Below are 17,793 nucleotides of genomic sequence, written 5' to 3'. Positions count from 1 at the left end.
TCATCCGCGTTGTTCAAGACTGTAACCGAAGGCCAGGACAGTTGAGATAGTCGTCCGAACCGCGAGACGGATCACACGGTCACCCTCCGGGCACCGCGTGTGATCACGACAGTGAGGAGCCGCAGACCGTGCTGGAAGAAGTCGAGCGCTGGCTGGCCACCCGCTCCTGGTCCGTGACCGATCGTCCGCTCCACAGGATCCTGGCCGCCAAGCGGGCCTCGGGCCGGTCGGTGTCCGTCGTGCTGCCCGCGCTGAACGAGGAGGAGACCGTCGGCGACATCGTCGCGGTCATCCGTCACGACCTCATGCAGCAGGTCCCGCTCGTCGACGAGCTCGTCGTCGTCGACTCCGGCTCCACCGACCGTACGTCGGAGGTCGCCGCGGCGGCCGGCGCCCGAGTCGTCCACCGGGACACGATCCTCCCCCGGATCCCGAGCGTGCCCGGCAAGGGCGAGGTCCTGTGGCGCTCCCTGCTGGTCACCACCGGGGACATCGTCTGTTTCGTCGACGCCGACCTGAAGGAGTTCTCCTCCGACTTCGTCTCGGGGATCGTGGGCCCGCTGCTCACCGACCCGGACGTCGACCTGGTCAAGGCCATGTACGACCGTCCCCTGCGCGGCGCGGCCGGCCAGGGCGGCCGGGTGACGGAACTGATGGCCCGCCCCCTGCTCAACATGCACTGGCCGCAGCTGGCCGGCTTCGTGCAGCCGCTCGGCGGCGAGTACGCGGCCCGCCGCAGCCTGCTGGAACAGCTGCCGTTCCCCGTCGGCTACGGCGTGGAGCTGGGCATGCTGGTCGACGCGCTGCACCTGGTGGGCCTGGACGCGCTGGCCCAGGTCGACGTCGGCGTACGCAAGCACCGCCACCAGGACGGGCAGGCGCTCGGCCGGATGGCGGCGGCGATCTACCGCACGGCCCAGCTCCGGCTGGCCCGCGGGCACCTCGTCCGTCCCTCCCTCACCCAGTTCGAGCGGGGCGCGGACGGCTTCGAGCCGCGCACCTACTCGGTGGACACGGAGGAGCGGCCGCCGATGGCGGAGATCGCGGAGTACGCGGCCCGCAAGGTCGCGTAGCCGGGCGCGTAACACGGTGGGCAGGCCGTATACGGCTGGATACGACCCGTCCACGCAGTGCATCCGTACGTTTGAGCGGATCCGGACCGGGCTAGGTTGAGGCGTATGGCTTCCACGCACGGTGCTGCTGTTCAGGGTGCTCGAGGTGCTCAGGTGCTGGTCGCGTCCAACCGCGGCCCGGTCTCGTACGCCGTCCGCGAGGACGGTTCGCTGCACGCCAGGCGAGGGGGCGGCGGGCTGGTCTCCGGTCTGTCGGCGATCGGCCCGGACGCGGGCGCCCTCTGGGTCTGCTCGGCGCTCTCCGACGGCGACCGCGAGGCGGTACGGCGTGGGGTGGGCGAGTCCGGGGTGCGGATGCTGGACATCCCGGCGGACGTCCACGCCGACGCGTACAACGGCATCGCCAACTCCGTGCTGTGGTTCATCCACCACCTGCTGTACCAGACCCCGCTGGAGCCGGTCTTCGACGCGGAGTTCCGGCGCCGGTGGGCGTCGTACGAGACGTACAACCGCGCCTTCGCGCAGGCGCTGGCGGAGGAGGCGGCGGACGGGGCGGCCGTCCTCGTCCAGGACTACCACCTCTGTCTGGTCCCAGGCATGCTCCGCGAACTGCGCCCGGACCTGCGCATCGGCCACTTCTCGCACACACCGTGGGCGCCGGTGGACTACTTCGGCCTGCTCCCCGGCGACATCCGCGCGCAGCTCCTGAACGGGATGCTCGGCGCGGACCGCCTCGGCTTCCTCACCCGGCGCTGGGCGGACGCGTTCACGGCGTGCTGCACGGAGTTCACCGCAGGCCTGGGCAGCACCGAGGTCGGTGTCCACGGCCTGGGCGCCGACGGCGACTTCCTGCGTGCCCGCTCCCACGAGCCGGACGTCGAGGAACGCATGGCCGGCCTCCGTGAGGAGATCGGCACCGCCCCCGACGGCAGCGCCCGCAAGGCGATCGTCCGCGTCGACCGCACCGAACTGTCGAAGAACATCGCGCGCGGCCTGCTGGCCTACCGGCAGTTCCTCGACGACCACCCCGAGTGGCACGAGCGCGTCGTCCACGTCGCCTTCGCCTACCCCTCCCGTCAGGACCTCGCCGTCTACCGCGAGTACACGGCCGAGGTGCAGCGGGTGGCGGCGGAGATCAACGAGCGGTACGCCACACCCGGCTGGACGCCGGTCGTCCTGCACGTCAAGGACGACTTCGCCCGCTCCTTGGCCGCATACCGCCTCGCGGACGTGGCCCTGGTCAACCCCATCCGCGACGGCATGAACCTCGTCGCGAAGGAGGTCCCGCTCGTCTCCGACGAGGGCTGTGCGCTGGTGCTGTCCCGGGAGGCCGGCGCGTACTGGGAACTGGGCGACGACGCGATCGTCGTCAACCCCTACGACGTCCTGGAGACCGCCCGCGCCCTGCACGAGGCGCTGACCATGAGGCCGGAGGAGCGGGCGGAGCGCACCAAGAGGCTGGTGGCGGCCGCGACCGCGCTGCCTCCGGCCCAGTGGTTCCTGGAACAACTGCAGGCGCTGCGAGAGCTTCAGCCGAACCGCCCGAGCTGACCCGCGAGCGCACCCAGCAGCCCCACCACACCAGCCGGCCCCTCGACCACGAGATCGGCACGCTCGGCCAGTTCGCTGACCCCGGCGCTACCTCGAACAACTGCAAGCAGCGCCGGAAACTCAGCCCAGCCGCCCGAGCTGACCCGCGAGCGCACCCAGCAGCCCCACCACACCAGCCGGCCCCTCGACCACGAGGTCGGCGCGCTCGGCCAGTTCGCTGACCCCGGCGCTACCTCGAACAACTGCAAGCAGCGCCGGAAACTCAGCCCAGCCGCCCGAGCTGACCCGCGAGCGCACTCAGCAGCCCCACCACACCGGCCGGCCCGTCGACCACGAGGTCGGCGCGCTCGGCGAGTTCGGTGACCTCGGTGCTGCCGCTGGCCACGAGTAGGCCGGGGAGGCCGTCGGAGCGGAGCTTCTCGACGGCGGCGAAGGCGGGAAGGTCGCCGAGGTCGTCGCCGGCGTAGAGGACGGACTCGGCGCCGATCTCACGGACGTACTCGGTCAGTGCCACGCCCTTGTCCACGCCGGGCGGCCGCAGTTCGAGGACCATCCGGCCGGGTTCGACGATCAGCCCGTGCCGGGCGGCGAGGTCGGCGAGGGGCTGCCGGAGGGCCTCGAAGGCGGCCTGGGGATCACTGGCCCGGCGGGTGTGGACGGCGACGGCCCGCCCCTTCTCCTCCACCCACGTCCCCTGCCAGTCCCCGGCGGCTTCCAGCACCCCCGGCAGCTCGGCCCGCGCGGCGGCGACACCGGGATGCGGGGCGGGCGCCGAGACGGTACCGGTGCGTGCGTCCCACCGCTCGGCCCCGTAATGCCCGAGCACGGCGAGACGCTCCAGCCCCGGCACCCCGGCGAACCCCCCGTTCCGCACGGCCACGGCAGCGGGGCGACCGGTGACGACGGCCACGGAAGCGACCTTGGGGGCGAGTTCCGCGAGGGCGGGCACGGCATCCGGGTGCGCCCGGGCGTCGTCCGGGTTCTCGACGATCGGCGCGAGCGTGCCGTCGAAGTCGAGAGCGACGAGGGCGGTGCGGGGACCGGCCAGGATCGCTTCGAGAGCTTGTCGCCCGTGGGGGGTGGTGGGGGTGGGGAGTCCGGGTTCCATGGAGTCCATACGGTGACGATAACCGCGGCCGGTGAGGATAACCCCGGGCAACCTCAGCCGGTCCGGGGGTGCCCCCCTCCGGGGGAGTTCGAGGACGAGGCCCGTTCAGGGCCGAACCGGGGGTCTGGGGGCGGAGCCCCCAGGGGACGGGAAGGGGTAGGGGCGGCGGGGGCGAAGAACCCTGCCCCGCACAACCTCACCGCTCCGCCCGCCGAGCCTCCCGCACCCTCCGCAACCGATTCACCGTCACCGGATCATGCGCCAGCGCCCTCGGATCGTCCAACAGGGCATTCAGCAGCTGGTAGTACCGCACCGGCGACAGCCCCAGCTCCTCCCGGATCGCCCGCTCCTTCACCCCCGCCGCGGGAAACCCCCGCCGCTCCAGCGCGAGGATGCCCCGCTCCCTCGCCCCCAGCTCTTCCTCCGGCCGCTCCATGCCCGCACGGTAACCCAACGGCTCACCCGGCGGAGCCGCTCGCCACGGTGGTGGCCGTCGCCTGCAGCTGGCCGAGGACGCCGGCCGGGCTGCCGGACGGCGTCACGGCCTGCCCGATCCGCTTCTTGATGTCCGCGCTGACCGTCGCCCAGGAGGTCCGCCCCACGGGATACAGCTGGGAGACCGGCAGCTGGTCCAGGAACGGCTTGAGGTCCGCGTCCTCCGAGGCCTCGCTCATGACCTGGGACGCGGAGTTGGTGACCGGCAGCAGGTCGTACTCGCGGGAGAAGTCGAGGACGTTCTTCTCGCTGTAGACGAAGCTCAGGAACTCCTTGATCTGGTCGGCGTGCCCGTTCTGCCGGAAGGCGGTCATCCAGTCGGCGACGCCCATGGAGACCTTGGCGGGGCCGTCGACGCCGGGCATGGGCACCATGCCGAACTTCACGCCCTTCTTCGCGGCCGTCTTCATCAGCGAGGGATGCCCGTTGAGCATCCCGACCTGCCCGGCGGCGAACGCCGCGAACGCGTCGGCCCGGTTCAGCTCGCCCGGCGCGACCGGCCCGGTCAGTCCCTTGCCGACCAGTTCGTTCTTCAGCCAGGAGAACGTCGCGACGTTCTCGGTGGAGTCGAGGCTGTAGCCGGTGGCGGTCGCGGTGTAGCCGCCTCCGCCGCTGAGCAGCCACTGCATGGTCTCGGCCTGCGCCTCCTCCGGCCCGAGGGGCAGCGCGTAGGGGTACTTCACGCCCTCCGCCTTGAGCGCCTCGGCGTCGTCGGCGAGTTGGGCCCAGGTGGTGGGCGCGGTGATCCCGGCCTTCTCGAAGAGGCTCTTGTTGTAGAACAGCAGCCGCGTCGAGGAGGCGAACGGCATCCCGTACTGCACGCCCCGCACCTCGCCCGCGTCCGCGAGCTGGGGCACGAAGTCGGCCTGGACGGGGATGGAGAGCACCTCCCCCGCCTTGTAGAGCAGGTCGGCGGCGGCGTAGTCGGAGTACGCGCCGATCTGCGCCATGTCGGGTGCCTTGCCGGCGTCGACCATCTCCTTGACCTCGCGGTCGACGTCGTTCCAGGAGTAGACGGTCACGTCGACGGTGACGCCGGGGTGGTCCTTCTCGTACGCCTCGACGAGCTCGTCCCAGTACTTCTTCGAGCTGTTGGCGCTGCTGTCGCCGTAGTCGGCGGCGACGAGTCTCAGGGTGACGTCGCCGGAGTCACCGCCGGCCCCGCAGCCGGCGAGGACCGCCGTCATGCTCAGGGCGGACGCCACCGCGATCGTTCCCGACTTCCTTGCCCGCCGCTGCACTGCTTCTCCTGCTGCCTGACGGCCGAGCCCCGTGAAACCCATATGAATGCTCCGACCAATTAAACCGTTATTCGGATCAAGGTCTACACCACCAGTCGGATTATGACCTAACGAGCGCAAGTGGACTAGACCTCTCGCGGGTCCTCGGGCCACACTGTCTCCCGTGAGACATGTCATCGCCCTCGACGTGGGCGGCACCGGGATGAAGGCCGCCCTGGTCGGCGCGGACGGCGCGCTGCTGCACCGCGCCCGCCGGGCCACCGGGCGCGACCGCGGCCCCGACGCGGTTCTCGCCGGCATCCTCGACTTCGCCGCCGAGCTGCGCGAACACGGCGCCGAACACCTCGGCGAGCCCGCGTCCGCGGCAGGCGTCGCCGTCCCCGGCATCGTCGACGAGGCCCACGGCATCGCCGTCTACGCGGCCAACCTCGGCTGGCGCGAGGTGCCCCTGCGCGACCTGCTCTCCGAACGGCTCGGCGGCCTCCCGGTCGCCCTCGGCCACGACGTACGCACCGGAGGCCTCGCGGAGGGCCGCATCGGCGCGGGCCGGGGCGCCGACCGCTTTCTCTTCGTCGCCCTGGGCACCGGCATCGCGGGCGCGATCGGCGTCGAGGGCCGGGTGGAGGCGGGCGCGCACGGCTTCGCGGGCGAGATCGGCCACATCGTCGTACGGCCCGGCGGAACGCCCTGTCCGTGCGGCCAGCACGGCTGTCTGGAGCGGTTCGCCTCGGCGGCGGCGGTGAGCGAGGCATGGGCGCGGGCCTGCGGGGACCCGGAGGCGGACGCGGCCGACTGCGCGAAGGCCGTCGCGTCCGGCGACCCGAACGCCGTCCGGATCTGGCAGCAGGCGGTCGACGCCCTCGCCGACGGCCTGGTCACCGCCCTCACCCTGCTGGACCCCCGCACCCTCGTCATCGGTGGCGGCCTCGCCGAGGCGGGAGAAACCTTGTTCACACCACTGCGGGACGCCGTCCGGCAGCGGATCACCTTCCAGAAACTGCCGGAGATCGTCCCCGCGGCACTGGGCGACACGGCGGGATGCCGAGGCGCGGGCCTGCTGGCGTGGGATCTCCTCAACACGACGAACGGTATGGAGGTAACTCCCTGATGGCAGCCCAGCCAGGGGCGCGGGACAGCGCCGATGTGCGGCTCCGCCCCGGAGCGCGAGAAACCACGACGAGCCGGCACCCCGCGACGCGCGGGGCCCCCCTGGTGCTGTCCGGCGCTCAAGTGGTCCTCCCCACAGGTATCGCCAAGGGCGCGCGACTCACCGTGGACGGCACCCGAATCTCCGGCACCACACCGGAGAACGCCCAGGTCATCGACCTCCCCGGCACCTACCACGTAGTGCCCGGCTTCGTGGACATCCACAACCACGGCGGTGGCGGAGCCTCCTTCTCCGGCACGGCCGACGACGTGCAGAAAGCCATCCACGCCCACCGCCGCCACGGCACCACCACCCTCGTCGCCTCCACCGTCACCGACGACATGGATTTCCTGGTCCAGCAGGCCGGACTGCTGTCCGAGCTGGCCGAGCAGGGCGACCTCGCCGGGATCCACTTCGAGGGCCCGTTCATCTCGCCGTGCCGCAAGGGCGCGCACTCCGAGGAGCTGCTGCGCGACCCGGACCCGGCGGAGGTGCGCAAGCTGATCGACGCGGCGCGCGGCAGGGCGAAGATGGTCACGCTGGCCACGGAACTGCCGGGCGGCATCGACTCCGTACGGCTGCTGGTCGAGCACGGGGTGATCGCGGCCGTGGGCCACACGGACGCCACGTACGAGCAGACCGTCGAGGCGATCGAGGCGGGCGCGACGGTCGCCACCCACCTCTTCAACGCGATGCCCGCCCTCGGCCACCGCTCCCCCGGCCCGATCGCCGCGCTCCTGGAGGACGAGCGGATCACGGTCGAGCTGATCAACGACGGCGCCCACCTGCATCCCGCCGCCCTGGAGCTGGCGTTCCGGCACGCGGGCGCGAACCGCGTCGCGTTCATCACGGACGCGATGGACGCGGCCGGTATCGGCGACGGCCGCTACATGCTCGGCCCGCTGGAGGTCGAGGTCAGCGAGGGGGTGGCCCGTCTGGTGGAGGGCGGCTCGATCGCGGGGTCCACGCTCACCATGGACCGCGCCTTCAGACGGGCGGTGACCGTCGACCGCCTCCCGGTCGAGGACGTGGTCGCGGCGCTGTCCGCCAACCCGGCCCGGCTGCTGGGCATGGACGACCGCGTGGGTTCCCTGGAGCCCGGCAAGGACGCCGACCTGGTCCTGCTGGACGAGAACTTCGACCTGAAGGGCGTGATGCGGCGCGGGGATTGGGTGGTCGATCCACAACTGGCGTGAATCGTCCGCTCGTAGAGAGACGGTGGCCGACCCTGGGACTGGGCCGACCGCCGTCTCTTTGGCATGATCGACCCCCCGGAAACACGGAAACGCCGAAACCCGGGAACGAAGAACAGCAGGCGAACACCAGCACGCGGGGGAGGTCGGCCGAGGTGATCCTCACCGTCACGCTGAACACCGCTCTCGACATCACCTACCGCGTCCCGGCCCTGCGCCCGCACGCCGAGCACCGGGTGACCGATGTGACGGAACGGCCCGGCGGCAAGGGGCTGAACGTGGCGCGCGTCCTGGCCGCCCTCGGCCACGAGGTCACGGTCACCGGCTTCGCGGGCGGCGCCACCGGCCGCGTCGTCCGGGACGGCCTGGTAGGTCTCACCGGCGTGACCGACGGGCTCATACCCGTCACCGGCACCACCCGCCGCACGGTCGCCGTCGTCGACGAACGCACCGGCGACACCACCCGGTTGAACGAGCCGGGCCCCGTCATCACCCCCGCCGAGTGGTCCGCCTTCCAGGAGGCGTACGAGGGTCTGCTGGCCGGCGCGCAGGCGGTGGCCCTGTGCGGCAGCCTGCCGCCGGGCGTGCCGGTGGGCGCGTACGCGGGCCTGGTCCGCACCGCGCGCGCCGCGGGGACACCCGTCCTGCTGGACACCAGCGGCGAACCGCTGCGCCGGGCGGTCGCCGCCCGACCGGACCTGATCAAGCCGAACGCCGACGAACTGGCCGAACTCACCGGCTCCCACGAGCCGTTGCGCGCCACCCAGGACGCCCGCCGGCGCGGCGCCCGCTCCGTGGTGGCCTCCCTGGGCCCCGAGGGCCTGATCGCGGCGACCCCGGAGGGGCGCTGGCGGGCCACCCCGCCCGCCCGCCTGAGCGGCAACCCGACCGGCGCCGGCGACTCCGCGTCCGCCGGCCTGCTGTCCGGCCTGGTCGACCGTCTCCCCTGGCCCCAGACCCTGGCCCACGCGGTCGCCCTGTCCGCGGCGACGGTCCTGTCCCCGGCGGCCGGCGAGTTCGACCGGGCCGCCTATGAGGAGCTGCTGGGGCGGGTGGCCGTGACGGGGGAGGCCAGCGCGGCGTGAGGCCCCCTTCCGCCACCCTTCTCCAGGGTGAGCGGTAGCCGCTGTTCTCTTACTTCCAGCCGTCCAACAGCCACAGTTGGTCGATGTTGGCGTCGCAGGAGTTTCCCTGCTCGCAGGAGATCTTGATGGTGTTAGTGCCCTTGGTCAGCTGGATGTTGGACCATGTGGACGTCCAGCCCTTCGAGTAGTCACCCGCCGGCGCCTTTGCGAAGTTCGCCATGTTGAGCGGTCGGGTCTGGGCCGTCCCGTTGATCGTGACAGTGGCGTTGGCGTCCTTTCCGGGCACCCCGTAGCCGACGTACAGGGTGTACTTCCCCGTCTTGGGGATGCTGTCGACAGTCCAGGTGACCGAGGCGCCGACCTGATTGAAACCGGTCACGTACACGCCGCCCGCTGCTTTGGCGCCCTTGACGTCCGAGGCCAGCGTGGCCGTGCCGCCCAGCCGCAGCGCCTTGGCGTCGTTCTTCGGCAGCTCGGCCTCGTCGCTCGGGTCGCCGCTGCTGGACTCGCTGGGCGAGGCGCTCGCGGAGGCGGTGGGCGCGGTGGAGGCCTGGTTGCCGCTCTGGTTCTTCTTGTCGTCGTCGGAGTTGCCGTTCGCCATCGCCACCGCGATGCCGATCACGACGGCGGCGACGACCGCGACCGCGCCGATCAGCAGGCCCTTGGTGTTGGGGCCGCGGCCCCGGCCGCCGCCGGCGGGCTGCTGGCGGCCCGTCGTGGGGCCACCGCCGCCGGGGAAGGTCTCGGGCGCGGCGTAGGTCGCGTTCGGCTGGCCGTACGCACCCTGGGGGGACGTCGCCTGCCCGTACTGCGCGGTCTGCTGCTGCGGCGGCGGCTGCTGGCCGTACTGGCGGCGCTCGCCGACGGCGCGCACGCGGCTGACCGAGTTGGGGTAGCCGTAGCCACCGGAGGGCGGCTGGGCCCCGTTGGCCTGGCCGTCGGCGTAGAGGTAGCCGAACGGGTCGTCGTCCTCGGGCGTACTCGCGCCGTTGTTGCCGGGCGTCATCCCTTTCGTACTCCTCAACAAGTGCGGGGTGGATGCCTACGCGTGTGTATACGTGCGGAGAAGAGCGAGCCTACCCGCTCCACAGGGCCCAAACGGGTGACTCGGATCGCACACGCACCCCGAACACGCCCTTGACCTGCGGATCAGCCCGCTCGTCTGTGCTGTTTGGGACGGGATCGTTTCTCGACGTACATCCGCTCGTCGGCGGACTTGAGGACCTCGTCGGCGGTCATCCCGCAGTGGGCCCAGCCGATGCCGAAGCTGGCGCCCACGCGGACGGCCCGGCCTTCGGCGCGGATCGGCTGGATGATCTCGTTGCGCAGCCGTACGGCGAGGTCCTGGGCGTCGGCGCGGCCGAGGCCGTCGGCGAGGATCACGAACTCGTCACCGCCGAGCCGGGCGACGGTGTCGCCGTCGCGGACACCGCGCGAGAGCCGCCGGGCGACCTCGATGAGGACCGCGTCGCCGGCGTTGTGCCCGAACCGGTCGTTGATCGACTTGAAGCCGTCGAGGTCGCAGAAGAGGACCGCGAGCCCCTTGGCGCCGTCGTCGCGGCCGACGTCCTCGGGGGCGACGGTGTGCACATGGTGGTCGTAGGCGTCGTACGCCTCGCTGCCGCCGGGCCGGTAGTCGAAGCCGTGGCCGTTGGCGTCGAAGGCGGCCGGGTGGCCGTACGCCGCGTCCTGCGAGTCGAAGGCGTCGAGGGCGGCGGGGTGGGTGGACTGCGGGCGCTGACAGAGCCGGGAGGAGAGGCGGGAGCGCAGCTCGGCGGAGTTCGGCAGGCCGGTGAGGGAGTCGTGGGAGGCGCGGTGGGCGAGCTGGAGCTCGCGGCGCTTGCGCTCCTCTATGTCCTCGACGTGGGTGAGGAGGAAGCGGGGGCCGTCGGCGGCGTCGGCGACGACGGAGTTGCGCAGGGACACCCAGACGTACGTCCCGTCGCGGCGGCCGAGGCGAAGCTCCGCCCGTCCGCCCTCCGCCGAGGTGCGCAGCAGGGTGCCTATGTCCTCGGGGTGGACGAGGTCGGAGAAGGAGTAGCGGCGCATCGCGGAGGCGGGGCGGCCGAGGAGGCGGCACAGGGCGTCGTTGGTGCGCAGGATCCGGCCGTGCTGGTCGCCGCCCATCTCGGCGATGGCCATGCCGGAGGGGGCGTACTCGAAGGCCTGCCGGAAGCTTTCCTCGCTGGCGCGCAGGGCCTGCTGTTCGCGTTCGAGCCTGACCAGTGCCCGCTGCATATTCGCGCGTAGACGTGCGTTGCTGATGGCGATGGCGGCCTGGAAGGCGTACATCTGGAGCGCCTCGCGGCCCCAGGCGCCCGGGCGGCGGCCGTTGCGCGGCCGGTCCACGGACAGGACGCCGATGAGTTCGCCGCAGGAGCCGCCGCCGGGCGCGGCGGGCGTGTACATGGGCGCGAAGAGACGGTCGGACGGGTGCCACTCGTCCTCGAAGCGGGGCGCCGGCCCGTCGGTGTACCACTGCGGGACGTCGTCGTCGTCGAGGATCCAGCCCTCGGTGTGCGGTATGAAGACGAGGTCGCCCCAGTTCTCGCCCATGCGCAGGCGCCGCTCCCAGGACTCGCGGGAGCCGACCCGGCCGGTGATGAGCGCCTCGGCGGCGGGGTTGCCCGAAAAGGCGGCGACGACCAGGTCGCCGTCCGGGCGTACGAGGTTGACGCACGCCAGCTCGTAGCCGAGTGCGGTGACCACGCCGTCAGCGACGGTCTGCAGTGTGTCCGCCAGGCTCCGGGCCGTGTTCATGTCGGCCATGACCTGGTGCAGCTGTCGCAGGGACGCAAGGCGGACGTAAGGCTCCGACTCGGTCTCCATGCTCGCCCTCCCCCCGAGACTTCGCAGCGAATCAAGGGTTGTCTTCGGCGTAACGTCGTTTCTGTCGTTGCGACTGTCGTTGTGTGTACCTGTGACGCCTCCGCCACTGAATCACAGCGCGCTGCCCACTCGGTACACAGGGTCAACAATTAATGGCCCTTGTGACTCAAGTCACAGAAGAACGTGAACAATTGAGTGGGGTTTCTGCGTTTTTCCTGTGCGTTTACTGGGCGTATGACAACGCGTCCCGCCGCCGGACAACCCGGCACTCCCACCGAGGGTACGGGAATCGCTCCCCCGCCGGTCTCCGTCGCTCCCCGGCCGGTCTCCGGGCGGTCTCCGGGCGGTCTGCGGTCGGTCTGCGGTCGGTCTCCGGGCGGTCTTCGGCCGGCCCGAGATCATCTCCGGTCCGTCCCGGTCGCCTCCGGTCCGTCCCGGGTCCTACGACCGCACTCGGGCGGAGGTCCGATGCGCCGCGGACCGCACGGACACTAGCGTGCAGACGTGCCTCCAGACGTGCTCAAGACTCACCCCGTCCCCGTCGCCCCACCCGCCTCCGGGCATGCTGAGGGGGTGAGCAACGACGAGTTCCGCGCCGCGATGTCCCGGCTCGCCGGCGGTGTGGTCCTGGTGACCGCGCAGGAGCCGCCGCTGGACCCGGACGACCCCCGCGCGCCGCAGGGCGAGTACGCCGGCATGACGGCGACGGCGTTCCTGTCCGTCTCCCTCGACCCACCCTTGGTGCTGGTCAGTCTGCGCACGGGCGCCCGCATGGACGACCTGCTGGACGAGCAACCCCTGTGGGCGGTCTCGGTGCTGGCGGAGAGCCAGCGCCACATCGCCGGCCGCTTCGCGATGAAGGGCCGCCTCAGCGACCGCCTCCTCTTCGAGGACATCCCGTACACCCGCGGCGAGACCACCGGCGCGCCCCTGGTCGGCGGCGCCCTCGCCACGCTGGAGTGCCGCACCGAGCAGCGGGTGGAGGCGGGCGACCACACCCTTGTGATCGGCCGGGTGCTCAGCGCCCGGGTGCCGAGCGCGGAAGGCGGCCCGCTGGTCTATTTCAAGGGCCGTTACCGGCAGTTGGGCTGAACGGGAATTCAGTGGTCCCGTACTGAACTCCCGTCCTACGGTGCCCGAATGACGACACCCACACCGGCGACGGCACCAAGGACTTCGGGCGCTTCGGGGACTTCCCTCAGGCTCGAAGAAATCACGCGCGCGAATGTCGAGGCCGCGCTCGCCATTCGAGTCCGCCCCGAGCAGGAATTCGCGGTCTCCCCCGTGGTGAAGTCCCTCGCCGAGGCATACGTCCATCCCGGCGTCGCCTGGCCGCGCCTGATCGTCGACGGCGAACGGCCCGTCGGCTTCCTCATGGCCTTCCTGGACATCGACTGGAACCTCGACGGCACCCTCTTCCGCTCCGGCCTGTGGCGCCTGAACATCGCCGCGGGCGAACAGGGCCGCGGCTACGGCCGCTTCGCCGTCGAGTCCGTCGCCACGGAGATCCGCCGCCGCGGCGGCAAGGAGCTGTACGTCACCTGGCACCCCGGCGAACACGGCCCCGAGGGCTTCTACCTGGGCCTGGGCTTCCGCGACACCGGGGAGCGGAGCGAGGGGGAGACGGTCGGGATGCTGGCGCTGGACTGACGGCGCCCCGCGAACACCCCGAACCGCCACCGGACTAGACCAACTCCACCTTCACCTCCGCCAACCGGTCGGGGTCCGTCACGATGTCGATCGCAACGATCCGACCGTGTACGACCGTGAAGGCCAGCGCCCGTTCGACCCGCCCGTCGCCGATCACCGCCAGGCCGGTCGCGCCGTCCACGAGGGCGGGGCGGGCGACGAGGGCGAGATGGGAGAAGCTGCTCGCGCCGGCCGCCACCGCCGCCGCGCCCACGGTGACCCCGGCCTCGCTGCGGGCCTCCACGTCCGGGTCGAGGACGTCCAGCAGTCCGTCGAGGTCGCCCTCCCGGGCGGCGGCCAGGAAGGCGTCGACGACCGCCCGCTGCCGGGCCAGGTCGGCGTGGGGTTCGTCGGCGCCGCGCACCCGGCGCCGGGCCCGGCTGGCGAGCTGCCGGGTGGCGGCCGGGGTCCTGCCGACGATGCCGGCGATCTCCTCGAACGGCACCGCGAACAGGTCGTGCAGGACGAAGGCCAGCCGTTCGGCGGGCGTGAGGGTGTCGAGGACGACCAGCAGGGCGGCGCCCACCGAGTCGGCGAGCAGGGCGTTCTGGGCGGGGTCGGGGTCGGCGGCGGGCGCCGGGGTCCAGCTCTCCAGGGGTTCCTCGGCACGGGAGCGGCGCGAGCGCAGCATGTCCAGGCAGACCCGGCCGACCACCGTCGTCAGCCAGCCCCCGAGGTTGTCGATCCGCTCCGCGTCGTGCCGGCTGAGCCGTACCCACGCCTCCTGCACGGCGTCCTCGGCCTCGGCGGCGGAACCGAGCATCCGGTGCGCCACGGCGCGCAGATGGCCGCGGTGCGCCTCGAAGGACTCGGCCAGGAAGTCGTCGTAGTCGTGCTCGCCTATCGGCATGGGTCACGCCCCTCGGTCGCGGTGGGTCGCCGTCAAGGGGATGACGAACGGGCGGAAGGAAATGTGACGCCCCGGAGCTCAGCCCCAGTCCCGTCCGGAGCGCCCTCGCTTGGTCTCCGACCGCTGCTTCTTCTCCCGCAGCCGGCGCTCGTTGATCCCGCGCGGGATACGCGTGGGCCGGCGGGGCTTCGGCGGGGGTGCCGTCGCCTCGGCGAGAAGCGCGGCGAGGCGTACGGCGGCGGTCTCACGGTTGCGCCACTGGGAGCGGTGCTCGGAGGCGCGGACGGTGATGACGCCGTCGACGAGACGCCCGGCGAGCCGCTCCAGCGCCCGCGCCTTCCACACCTCGGGCAGCGCCTCGGTGCGGGCCAGGTCGAAGCGGAGCTCCACCTGCGAGTCGCTGGTGTTGACGTGCTGCCCGCCGGGCCCCGACGACCGCGAGAAACGCCACATGAGCTCGGCCTCGGGGAGCGAGACGGAGCCGCGGATACTGAGTTGTCTGGGGGCCGGGCCCCCAGACCCCCGAAAGGGACCGGACATGCCGTACATGTTCCCGCCCCTGACCGGTCCACGTCACCCGAATATCCGACGACGCACCGTGCGGCCCACCGGCGGCGCCCCGGCGAGCCCGTCCGAGGTAAAGAAAGTAAAGACACGGGGAACCTTGGACACCCTCGGCCGCGTTCATAGGGATAGCTGTAGCTTCGTGGCGCACGAAGCCTCTACGCACCGAGGGAAAGGACTCCCAACCATGGCTGTAAGCCTGTCCAAGGGTGGCAACGTCTCGCTCACCAAGGAGGCTCCGGGCCTGACCGCCGTCACCGTGGGCCTCGGCTGGGACGTCCGCACCACCACCGGCACGGACTTCGACCTCGACGCCTCCGCGATCGCGGTCAACCAGCAGGGCAAGGTCTACTCGGACGCCCACTTCGTCTTCTTCAACAACAAGCAGACCCCGGACAACTCGATCGTCCACACCGGCGACAACCGCACGGGCGAGGGCGCGGGCGACGACGAGGCCATCAACGTCAACCTGGCGGCCCTCCCGGCCGACATCGACAAGATCGTCTTCCCGGTCTCCATCTACGACGCGGAGAACCGCTCGCAGAACTTCGGCCAGGTCCGCAACGCCTACATCCGCATCATCAACCAGGCCGGCGGCGCCGAGATCGCCCGCTACGACCTCTCGGAGGACGCGGCCACCGAAACGGCCATGGTCTTCGGCGAGCTCTACCGCAACGGCGCGGAGTGGAAGTTCCGCGCCGTCGGCCAGGGCTACGCCTCGGGCCTCGTCGGCATCGCCCAGGACTTCGGCGTCAACGTCTGAGTTTCCGGCTCCGAGAGCCCGTGCTGCCCCGTGCCGGGATGTCCTGGCACGGGGCAGTGCTGCCCTCGCGGGCAGCCTGAGCGCCGCGCACCGTCGGACGGTCGGCCTCGGGCGGTCGGCCTCGGGCGGTCGACCTCGCTCACGGGCGCTCCGGCTTCCCCTCCCCGTACAGCCAGTCCCGCCAGATCGGCTCGAAGTCCTTCTCCGGTGCCTGCTGCTCGACGTACTCCGTGAAGTCGTCGGTGTCGGCGTTGCCGTGGCGGTGGGTGGCGGTCCAGCCCTGGACGAGGTCGTAGAAGGCGTCGTCGCCGAGGGTCTGGCGGAGCTTGTGGACGACCATCGCGCCGCGCTGGTAGACCGGCTCGTCGGAGACGTGCGCGGCGCTCGGCTGCTTGGCGGGCGGGAAGGACCAGAGGTCCTCGTAGGTGTCCTCGCCGTGGGTGTAGAGGGCCTTGAAGGTCTCCTCGGCGGTGGTACCGCCCTCGTCCTCCCTCCAGAGCCACTCGGCGTAGGTGGCGAAGCCCTCGTTGAGCCACATGTCCTGCCAGGTCCGCGGTGTGACGGAGTTGCCGAACCACTGGTGGGCGATCTCGTGGACGAGCAGCCCGCTGTCGGGGGCGCCGGGGAAGACGGGGCGGTTCTGGGTCTCCAGGGCGTAGCCGGCGTCGTCCGGGCGCTCGACGATGGCGCCGGTGGAGGAGAAGGGGTACGGGCCGAAGTTGTACTCGGCCCACTCCATGATCTCGGGGAGCCGGGCGAGCGACGTGCGGGCCGCGGCTGTCTGCGTGGGGTCGGTGGCCACGTACACGGGCAGGCCGTCCTCGGTGGTGGACCGGGTGACGTCGTAGCGGCCGACGGCGAGGGTGGCGACGTGGCTCGACACGGGCTCGGCGGTGTGCCAGGTGTAGGTGGTGCGGCCGCCGGTGGTTCGCTCGGTCGTCAACTCGCCGTTGGAGACCGCCGTCAGGCCCTTCGGCACGGTGACGGCGATGTCGTACGACGCCTTGTCGGAGGGGTGGTGGTTGCCGGGGAACCACGCCATGGAGCCGGTCGGCTCGCCGAGGGCGAGCGCGCCGTCCTCGGTGCGCAGCCAGCCCTCCTTCGAGCCGTCCGGATCGGTGACCGTCTCGGGGCGGCCCGCGTAGCGCACGGTCACCTCGAAGGTCTCGCCCTCGTCGAGGCGGTCCTCCGGGCGGACGGTCAGTTCCTGGCCGTCCCGGCTGAAGCGGGCCGGGCCGCCTTCGACGGTGACCTTCTCGACCTCCATGCCCCGCAGGTCGAGGTCGAAGGCGGAGAGCGGCTGCGTGGCGCGGGCGGTGATGCGGGCGGTGCCGGAGAGGCGGCGGCCGGCGGGGTCGTAGGCGAGGTTCAGGGCGTAGTGGCGGACGTCGTAGCCGCCGTTGCCCGCCTTCGGGAAGTAGGGGTCCCCGGCGCCCGCGCTGCCGGTGTCGTCCTGTGCTCCGCCTCCGTCGCACGCGGTCAGGGCGAGGGTGAGGGCGAGTGCCCAGGGGGCGGCGCTCCGGACAAGGCGTGCGGATCTGGACATGTCAGTGATCCTATGTGCCGAGTCCCGGGTCGGGCGGGGGCGTGACACCATCGCCTACGTGCTCGACATCGGCTACGCCCTCTCCAACCGCTTCCCCGATCCCCCGCAGACCGACTACCGCCGCGCGGACGTCCACGCGCTGCGGCACGACCTGTTCTGCGGGGACGTCTACCTCGCCGACACCAAGGCGGACCGGGAGTTGTCCACAGCCTGGGGATGGGTGCCGGTGCTCGACTTCGCGTGGGCGCTGTGCGACATCGTGGAGCGGATCGACCAGGATCCGGCGGGCTCCCGCGCCTCCCGCCCCCAGTACGCGGAGCTGGACTTCACCGAGTCCACCGACCGCATGCTCTTCGAGCGCCGCTTCGGCTGGGTGGACATCGAGGCCGACTGGATGCCGGCCGAGGAACCCCCGCTGACCTTCTCCCACGCCGAACTGCGCCGCGAGTCCCGCGACTTCCTGCACGACCTGATCGCCGACCTGGTCGACCTGCACGAGGACCTGGGCGAGAACCCGGCGATCTGGACCCTCCAGGCACGGTTCCCCCGGGTGCGGTGAGCGGCCCGGACCGGCCCCGCCTCGCCCCTCGGAGCCCTCGCCTCTCAGAGCCCACGCCCCTCGGAGCCCTCGCCTCACAGAGCCCACGCCCCTCGGAGCC

Annotated in this window: 17 protein-coding genes; 9 read left to right on the top strand and 8 right to left on the bottom strand. The window is 71.8% G+C overall.

The window, feature by feature from the left end:
• Positions 1-128: 128 nt before the first annotated feature.
• Both ACPT94_RS12485 and ACPT94_RS12480 read left to right on the top strand, forming a co-directional pair.
• Positions 129-1,073, top strand: coding sequence for a glucosyl-3-phosphoglycerate synthase (locus ACPT94_RS12485; RefSeq protein WP_425245836.1), 945 nt, complete (start codon positions 129-131; stop codon positions 1,071-1,073).
• Positions 1,074-1,178: 105 nt separating this feature from the next.
• Positions 1,179-2,624, top strand: a complete 1,446-nt coding sequence (locus ACPT94_RS12480; protein ID WP_425245835.1) for an alpha,alpha-trehalose-phosphate synthase (UDP-forming) — start codon at positions 1,179-1,181, stop codon at positions 2,622-2,624.
• Positions 2,625-2,886: 262 nt separating this feature from the next.
• Here ACPT94_RS12480 and otsB read toward each other — a convergent pair whose 3' ends face one another.
• The 3 genes from otsB to ACPT94_RS12465 all read right to left on the bottom strand — a co-directional run bounded on the left by otsB (position 2,887) and on the right by ACPT94_RS12465 (position 5,414).
• Positions 2,887-3,741, bottom strand: a complete 855-nt coding sequence (gene otsB, locus ACPT94_RS12475; RefSeq protein WP_425245834.1) for a trehalose-phosphatase — start codon at positions 3,739-3,741, stop codon at positions 2,887-2,889.
• A gap of 187 nt (positions 3,742-3,928) precedes the next feature.
• Complete coding sequence (locus ACPT94_RS12470) at positions 3,929-4,168, bottom strand: DUF3263 domain-containing protein (RefSeq protein WP_360334165.1); 240 nt, start codon at positions 4,166-4,168, stop codon at positions 3,929-3,931.
• Positions 4,169-4,190: 22 nt separating this feature from the next.
• Positions 4,191-5,414 (bottom strand): extracellular solute-binding protein, encoded by a 1,224-nt coding sequence (locus ACPT94_RS12465; protein ID WP_425245913.1) that lies wholly within the window; start codon positions 5,412-5,414, stop codon positions 4,191-4,193.
• A 217-nt stretch (positions 5,415-5,631) separates the two neighbouring features.
• Here ACPT94_RS12465 and ACPT94_RS12460 point away from each other — a divergent pair, with 217 nt between their 5' ends.
• The 3 genes from ACPT94_RS12460 to ACPT94_RS12450 all read left to right on the top strand — a co-directional run bounded on the left by ACPT94_RS12460 (position 5,632) and on the right by ACPT94_RS12450 (position 8,893).
• A complete protein-coding gene (locus tag ACPT94_RS12460; protein WP_425245833.1) occupies positions 5,632-6,576 on the top strand; it encodes an ROK family protein in 945 nt (314 codons plus the stop codon).
• A gap of 104 nt (positions 6,577-6,680) precedes the next feature.
• Positions 6,681-7,811: an N-acetylglucosamine-6-phosphate deacetylase gene (nagA, locus tag ACPT94_RS12455; RefSeq protein WP_360334705.1), complete on the top strand. Its 1,131-nt coding sequence runs from the start codon at positions 6,681-6,683 to the stop codon at positions 7,809-7,811.
• A gap of 152 nt (positions 7,812-7,963) precedes the next feature.
• The gene (locus ACPT94_RS12450) at positions 7,964-8,893 is read left to right on the top strand and encodes a 1-phosphofructokinase family hexose kinase (RefSeq protein ID WP_360334159.1); all 930 of its coding nucleotides are present in this window, start codon (positions 7,964-7,966) and stop codon (positions 8,891-8,893) included.
• A 49-nt stretch (positions 8,894-8,942) separates the two neighbouring features.
• On the opposite strand, the gene ACPT94_RS12445 is transcribed toward ACPT94_RS12450, so the two are convergent.
• Positions 8,943-9,899 (bottom strand): CBM35 domain-containing protein, encoded by a 957-nt coding sequence (locus tag ACPT94_RS12445; protein WP_360334156.1) that lies wholly within the window; start codon positions 9,897-9,899, stop codon positions 8,943-8,945.
• Between the two features lie 143 nt (positions 9,900-10,042).
• Positions 10,043-11,722, bottom strand: coding sequence for a diguanylate cyclase CdgB (gene cdgB / locus ACPT94_RS12440; protein WP_360334153.1), 1,680 nt, complete (start codon positions 11,720-11,722; stop codon positions 10,043-10,045).
• Between the two features lie 573 nt (positions 11,723-12,295).
• Between cdgB and ACPT94_RS12435 the strand changes: the two genes are divergently transcribed.
• Positions 12,296-12,814 carry a flavin reductase family protein gene (locus ACPT94_RS12435; protein ID WP_360334150.1) on the top strand — a complete coding sequence of 173 codons (519 nt, stop codon included), beginning with the start codon at positions 12,296-12,298 and terminating at the stop codon, positions 12,812-12,814.
• 48 nt (positions 12,815-12,862) lie between these two features.
• Complete coding sequence (locus ACPT94_RS12430) at positions 12,863-13,372, top strand: GNAT family N-acetyltransferase (protein WP_425245832.1); 510 nt, start codon at positions 12,863-12,865, stop codon at positions 13,370-13,372.
• Between the two features lie 34 nt (positions 13,373-13,406).
• On the opposite strand, the gene ACPT94_RS12425 is transcribed toward ACPT94_RS12430, so the two are convergent.
• Both ACPT94_RS12425 and arfB read right to left on the bottom strand, forming a co-directional pair.
• Positions 13,407-14,261 (bottom strand): sigma-70 family RNA polymerase sigma factor, encoded by an 855-nt coding sequence (locus ACPT94_RS12425; RefSeq protein WP_360334144.1) that lies wholly within the window; start codon positions 14,259-14,261, stop codon positions 13,407-13,409.
• A 78-nt stretch (positions 14,262-14,339) separates the two neighbouring features.
• Positions 14,340-14,810 carry an alternative ribosome rescue aminoacyl-tRNA hydrolase ArfB gene (gene arfB, locus ACPT94_RS12420; protein ID WP_425245831.1) on the bottom strand — a complete coding sequence of 157 codons (471 nt, stop codon included), beginning with the start codon at positions 14,808-14,810 and terminating at the stop codon, positions 14,340-14,342.
• Between the two features lie 202 nt (positions 14,811-15,012).
• Here arfB and ACPT94_RS12415 point away from each other — a divergent pair, with 202 nt between their 5' ends.
• Positions 15,013-15,588, top strand: coding sequence for a TerD family protein (locus ACPT94_RS12415; RefSeq protein WP_360334138.1), 576 nt, complete (start codon positions 15,013-15,015; stop codon positions 15,586-15,588).
• Positions 15,589-15,727: 139 nt separating this feature from the next.
• On the opposite strand, the gene ACPT94_RS12410 is transcribed toward ACPT94_RS12415, so the two are convergent.
• Positions 15,728-17,134 (bottom strand): M1 family metallopeptidase, encoded by a 1,407-nt coding sequence (locus ACPT94_RS12410; protein ID WP_425245830.1) that lies wholly within the window; start codon positions 17,132-17,134, stop codon positions 15,728-15,730.
• Positions 17,135-17,192: 58 nt separating this feature from the next.
• Between ACPT94_RS12410 and ACPT94_RS12405 the strand changes: the two genes are divergently transcribed.
• Positions 17,193-17,693, top strand: a complete 501-nt coding sequence (locus ACPT94_RS12405; protein WP_360334702.1) for a hypothetical protein — start codon at positions 17,193-17,195, stop codon at positions 17,691-17,693.
• Positions 17,694-17,793: the final 100 nt, after the last annotated feature.

The organism is Streptomyces aurantiaciflavus, from assembly GCF_049808595.1.
GTDB lineage: Bacteria > Actinomycetota > Actinomycetes > Streptomycetales > Streptomycetaceae > Streptomyces.
This window is presented reverse-complemented; position numbering and strand designations above follow the sequence as displayed.

Bases quoted from the DNA above. Each gene is read 5' to 3' on its own strand.
- ACPT94_RS12480 (WP_425245835.1), top strand. From the start codon at position 1,179: ATGGCTTCCACGCACGGTGCTGCTGTTCAGGGTGCTCGAGGTGCTCAG.
- otsB (WP_425245834.1), bottom strand. From the start codon at position 3,741: ATGGACTCCATGGAACCCGGACTCCCCACCCCCACCACCCCCCACGGG.
- ACPT94_RS12470 (WP_360334165.1), bottom strand. From the start codon at position 4,168: ATGGAGCGGCCGGAGGAAGAGCTGGGGGCGAGGGAGCGGGGCATCCTC.
- ACPT94_RS12465 (WP_425245913.1), bottom strand. From the start codon at position 5,414: ATGACGGCGGTCCTCGCCGGCTGCGGGGCCGGCGGTGACTCCGGCGAC.
- ACPT94_RS12445 (WP_360334156.1), bottom strand. From the start codon at position 9,899: ATGACGCCCGGCAACAACGGCGCGAGTACGCCCGAGGACGACGACCCG.
- cdgB (WP_360334153.1), bottom strand. From the start codon at position 11,722: ATGGAGACCGAGTCGGAGCCTTACGTCCGCCTTGCGTCCCTGCGACAG.
- ACPT94_RS12430 (WP_425245832.1), top strand. From the start codon at position 12,863: ATGACGACACCCACACCGGCGACGGCACCAAGGACTTCGGGCGCTTCG.
- ACPT94_RS12425 (WP_360334144.1), bottom strand. From the start codon at position 14,261: ATGCCGATAGGCGAGCACGACTACGACGACTTCCTGGCCGAGTCCTTC.
- arfB (WP_425245831.1), bottom strand. From the start codon at position 14,810: ATGTACGGCATGTCCGGTCCCTTTCGGGGGTCTGGGGGCCCGGCCCCC.
- ACPT94_RS12415 (WP_360334138.1), top strand. From the start codon at position 15,013: ATGGCTGTAAGCCTGTCCAAGGGTGGCAACGTCTCGCTCACCAAGGAG.
- ACPT94_RS12410 (WP_425245830.1), bottom strand. From the start codon at position 17,134: ATGTCCAGATCCGCACGCCTTGTCCGGAGCGCCGCCCCCTGGGCACTC.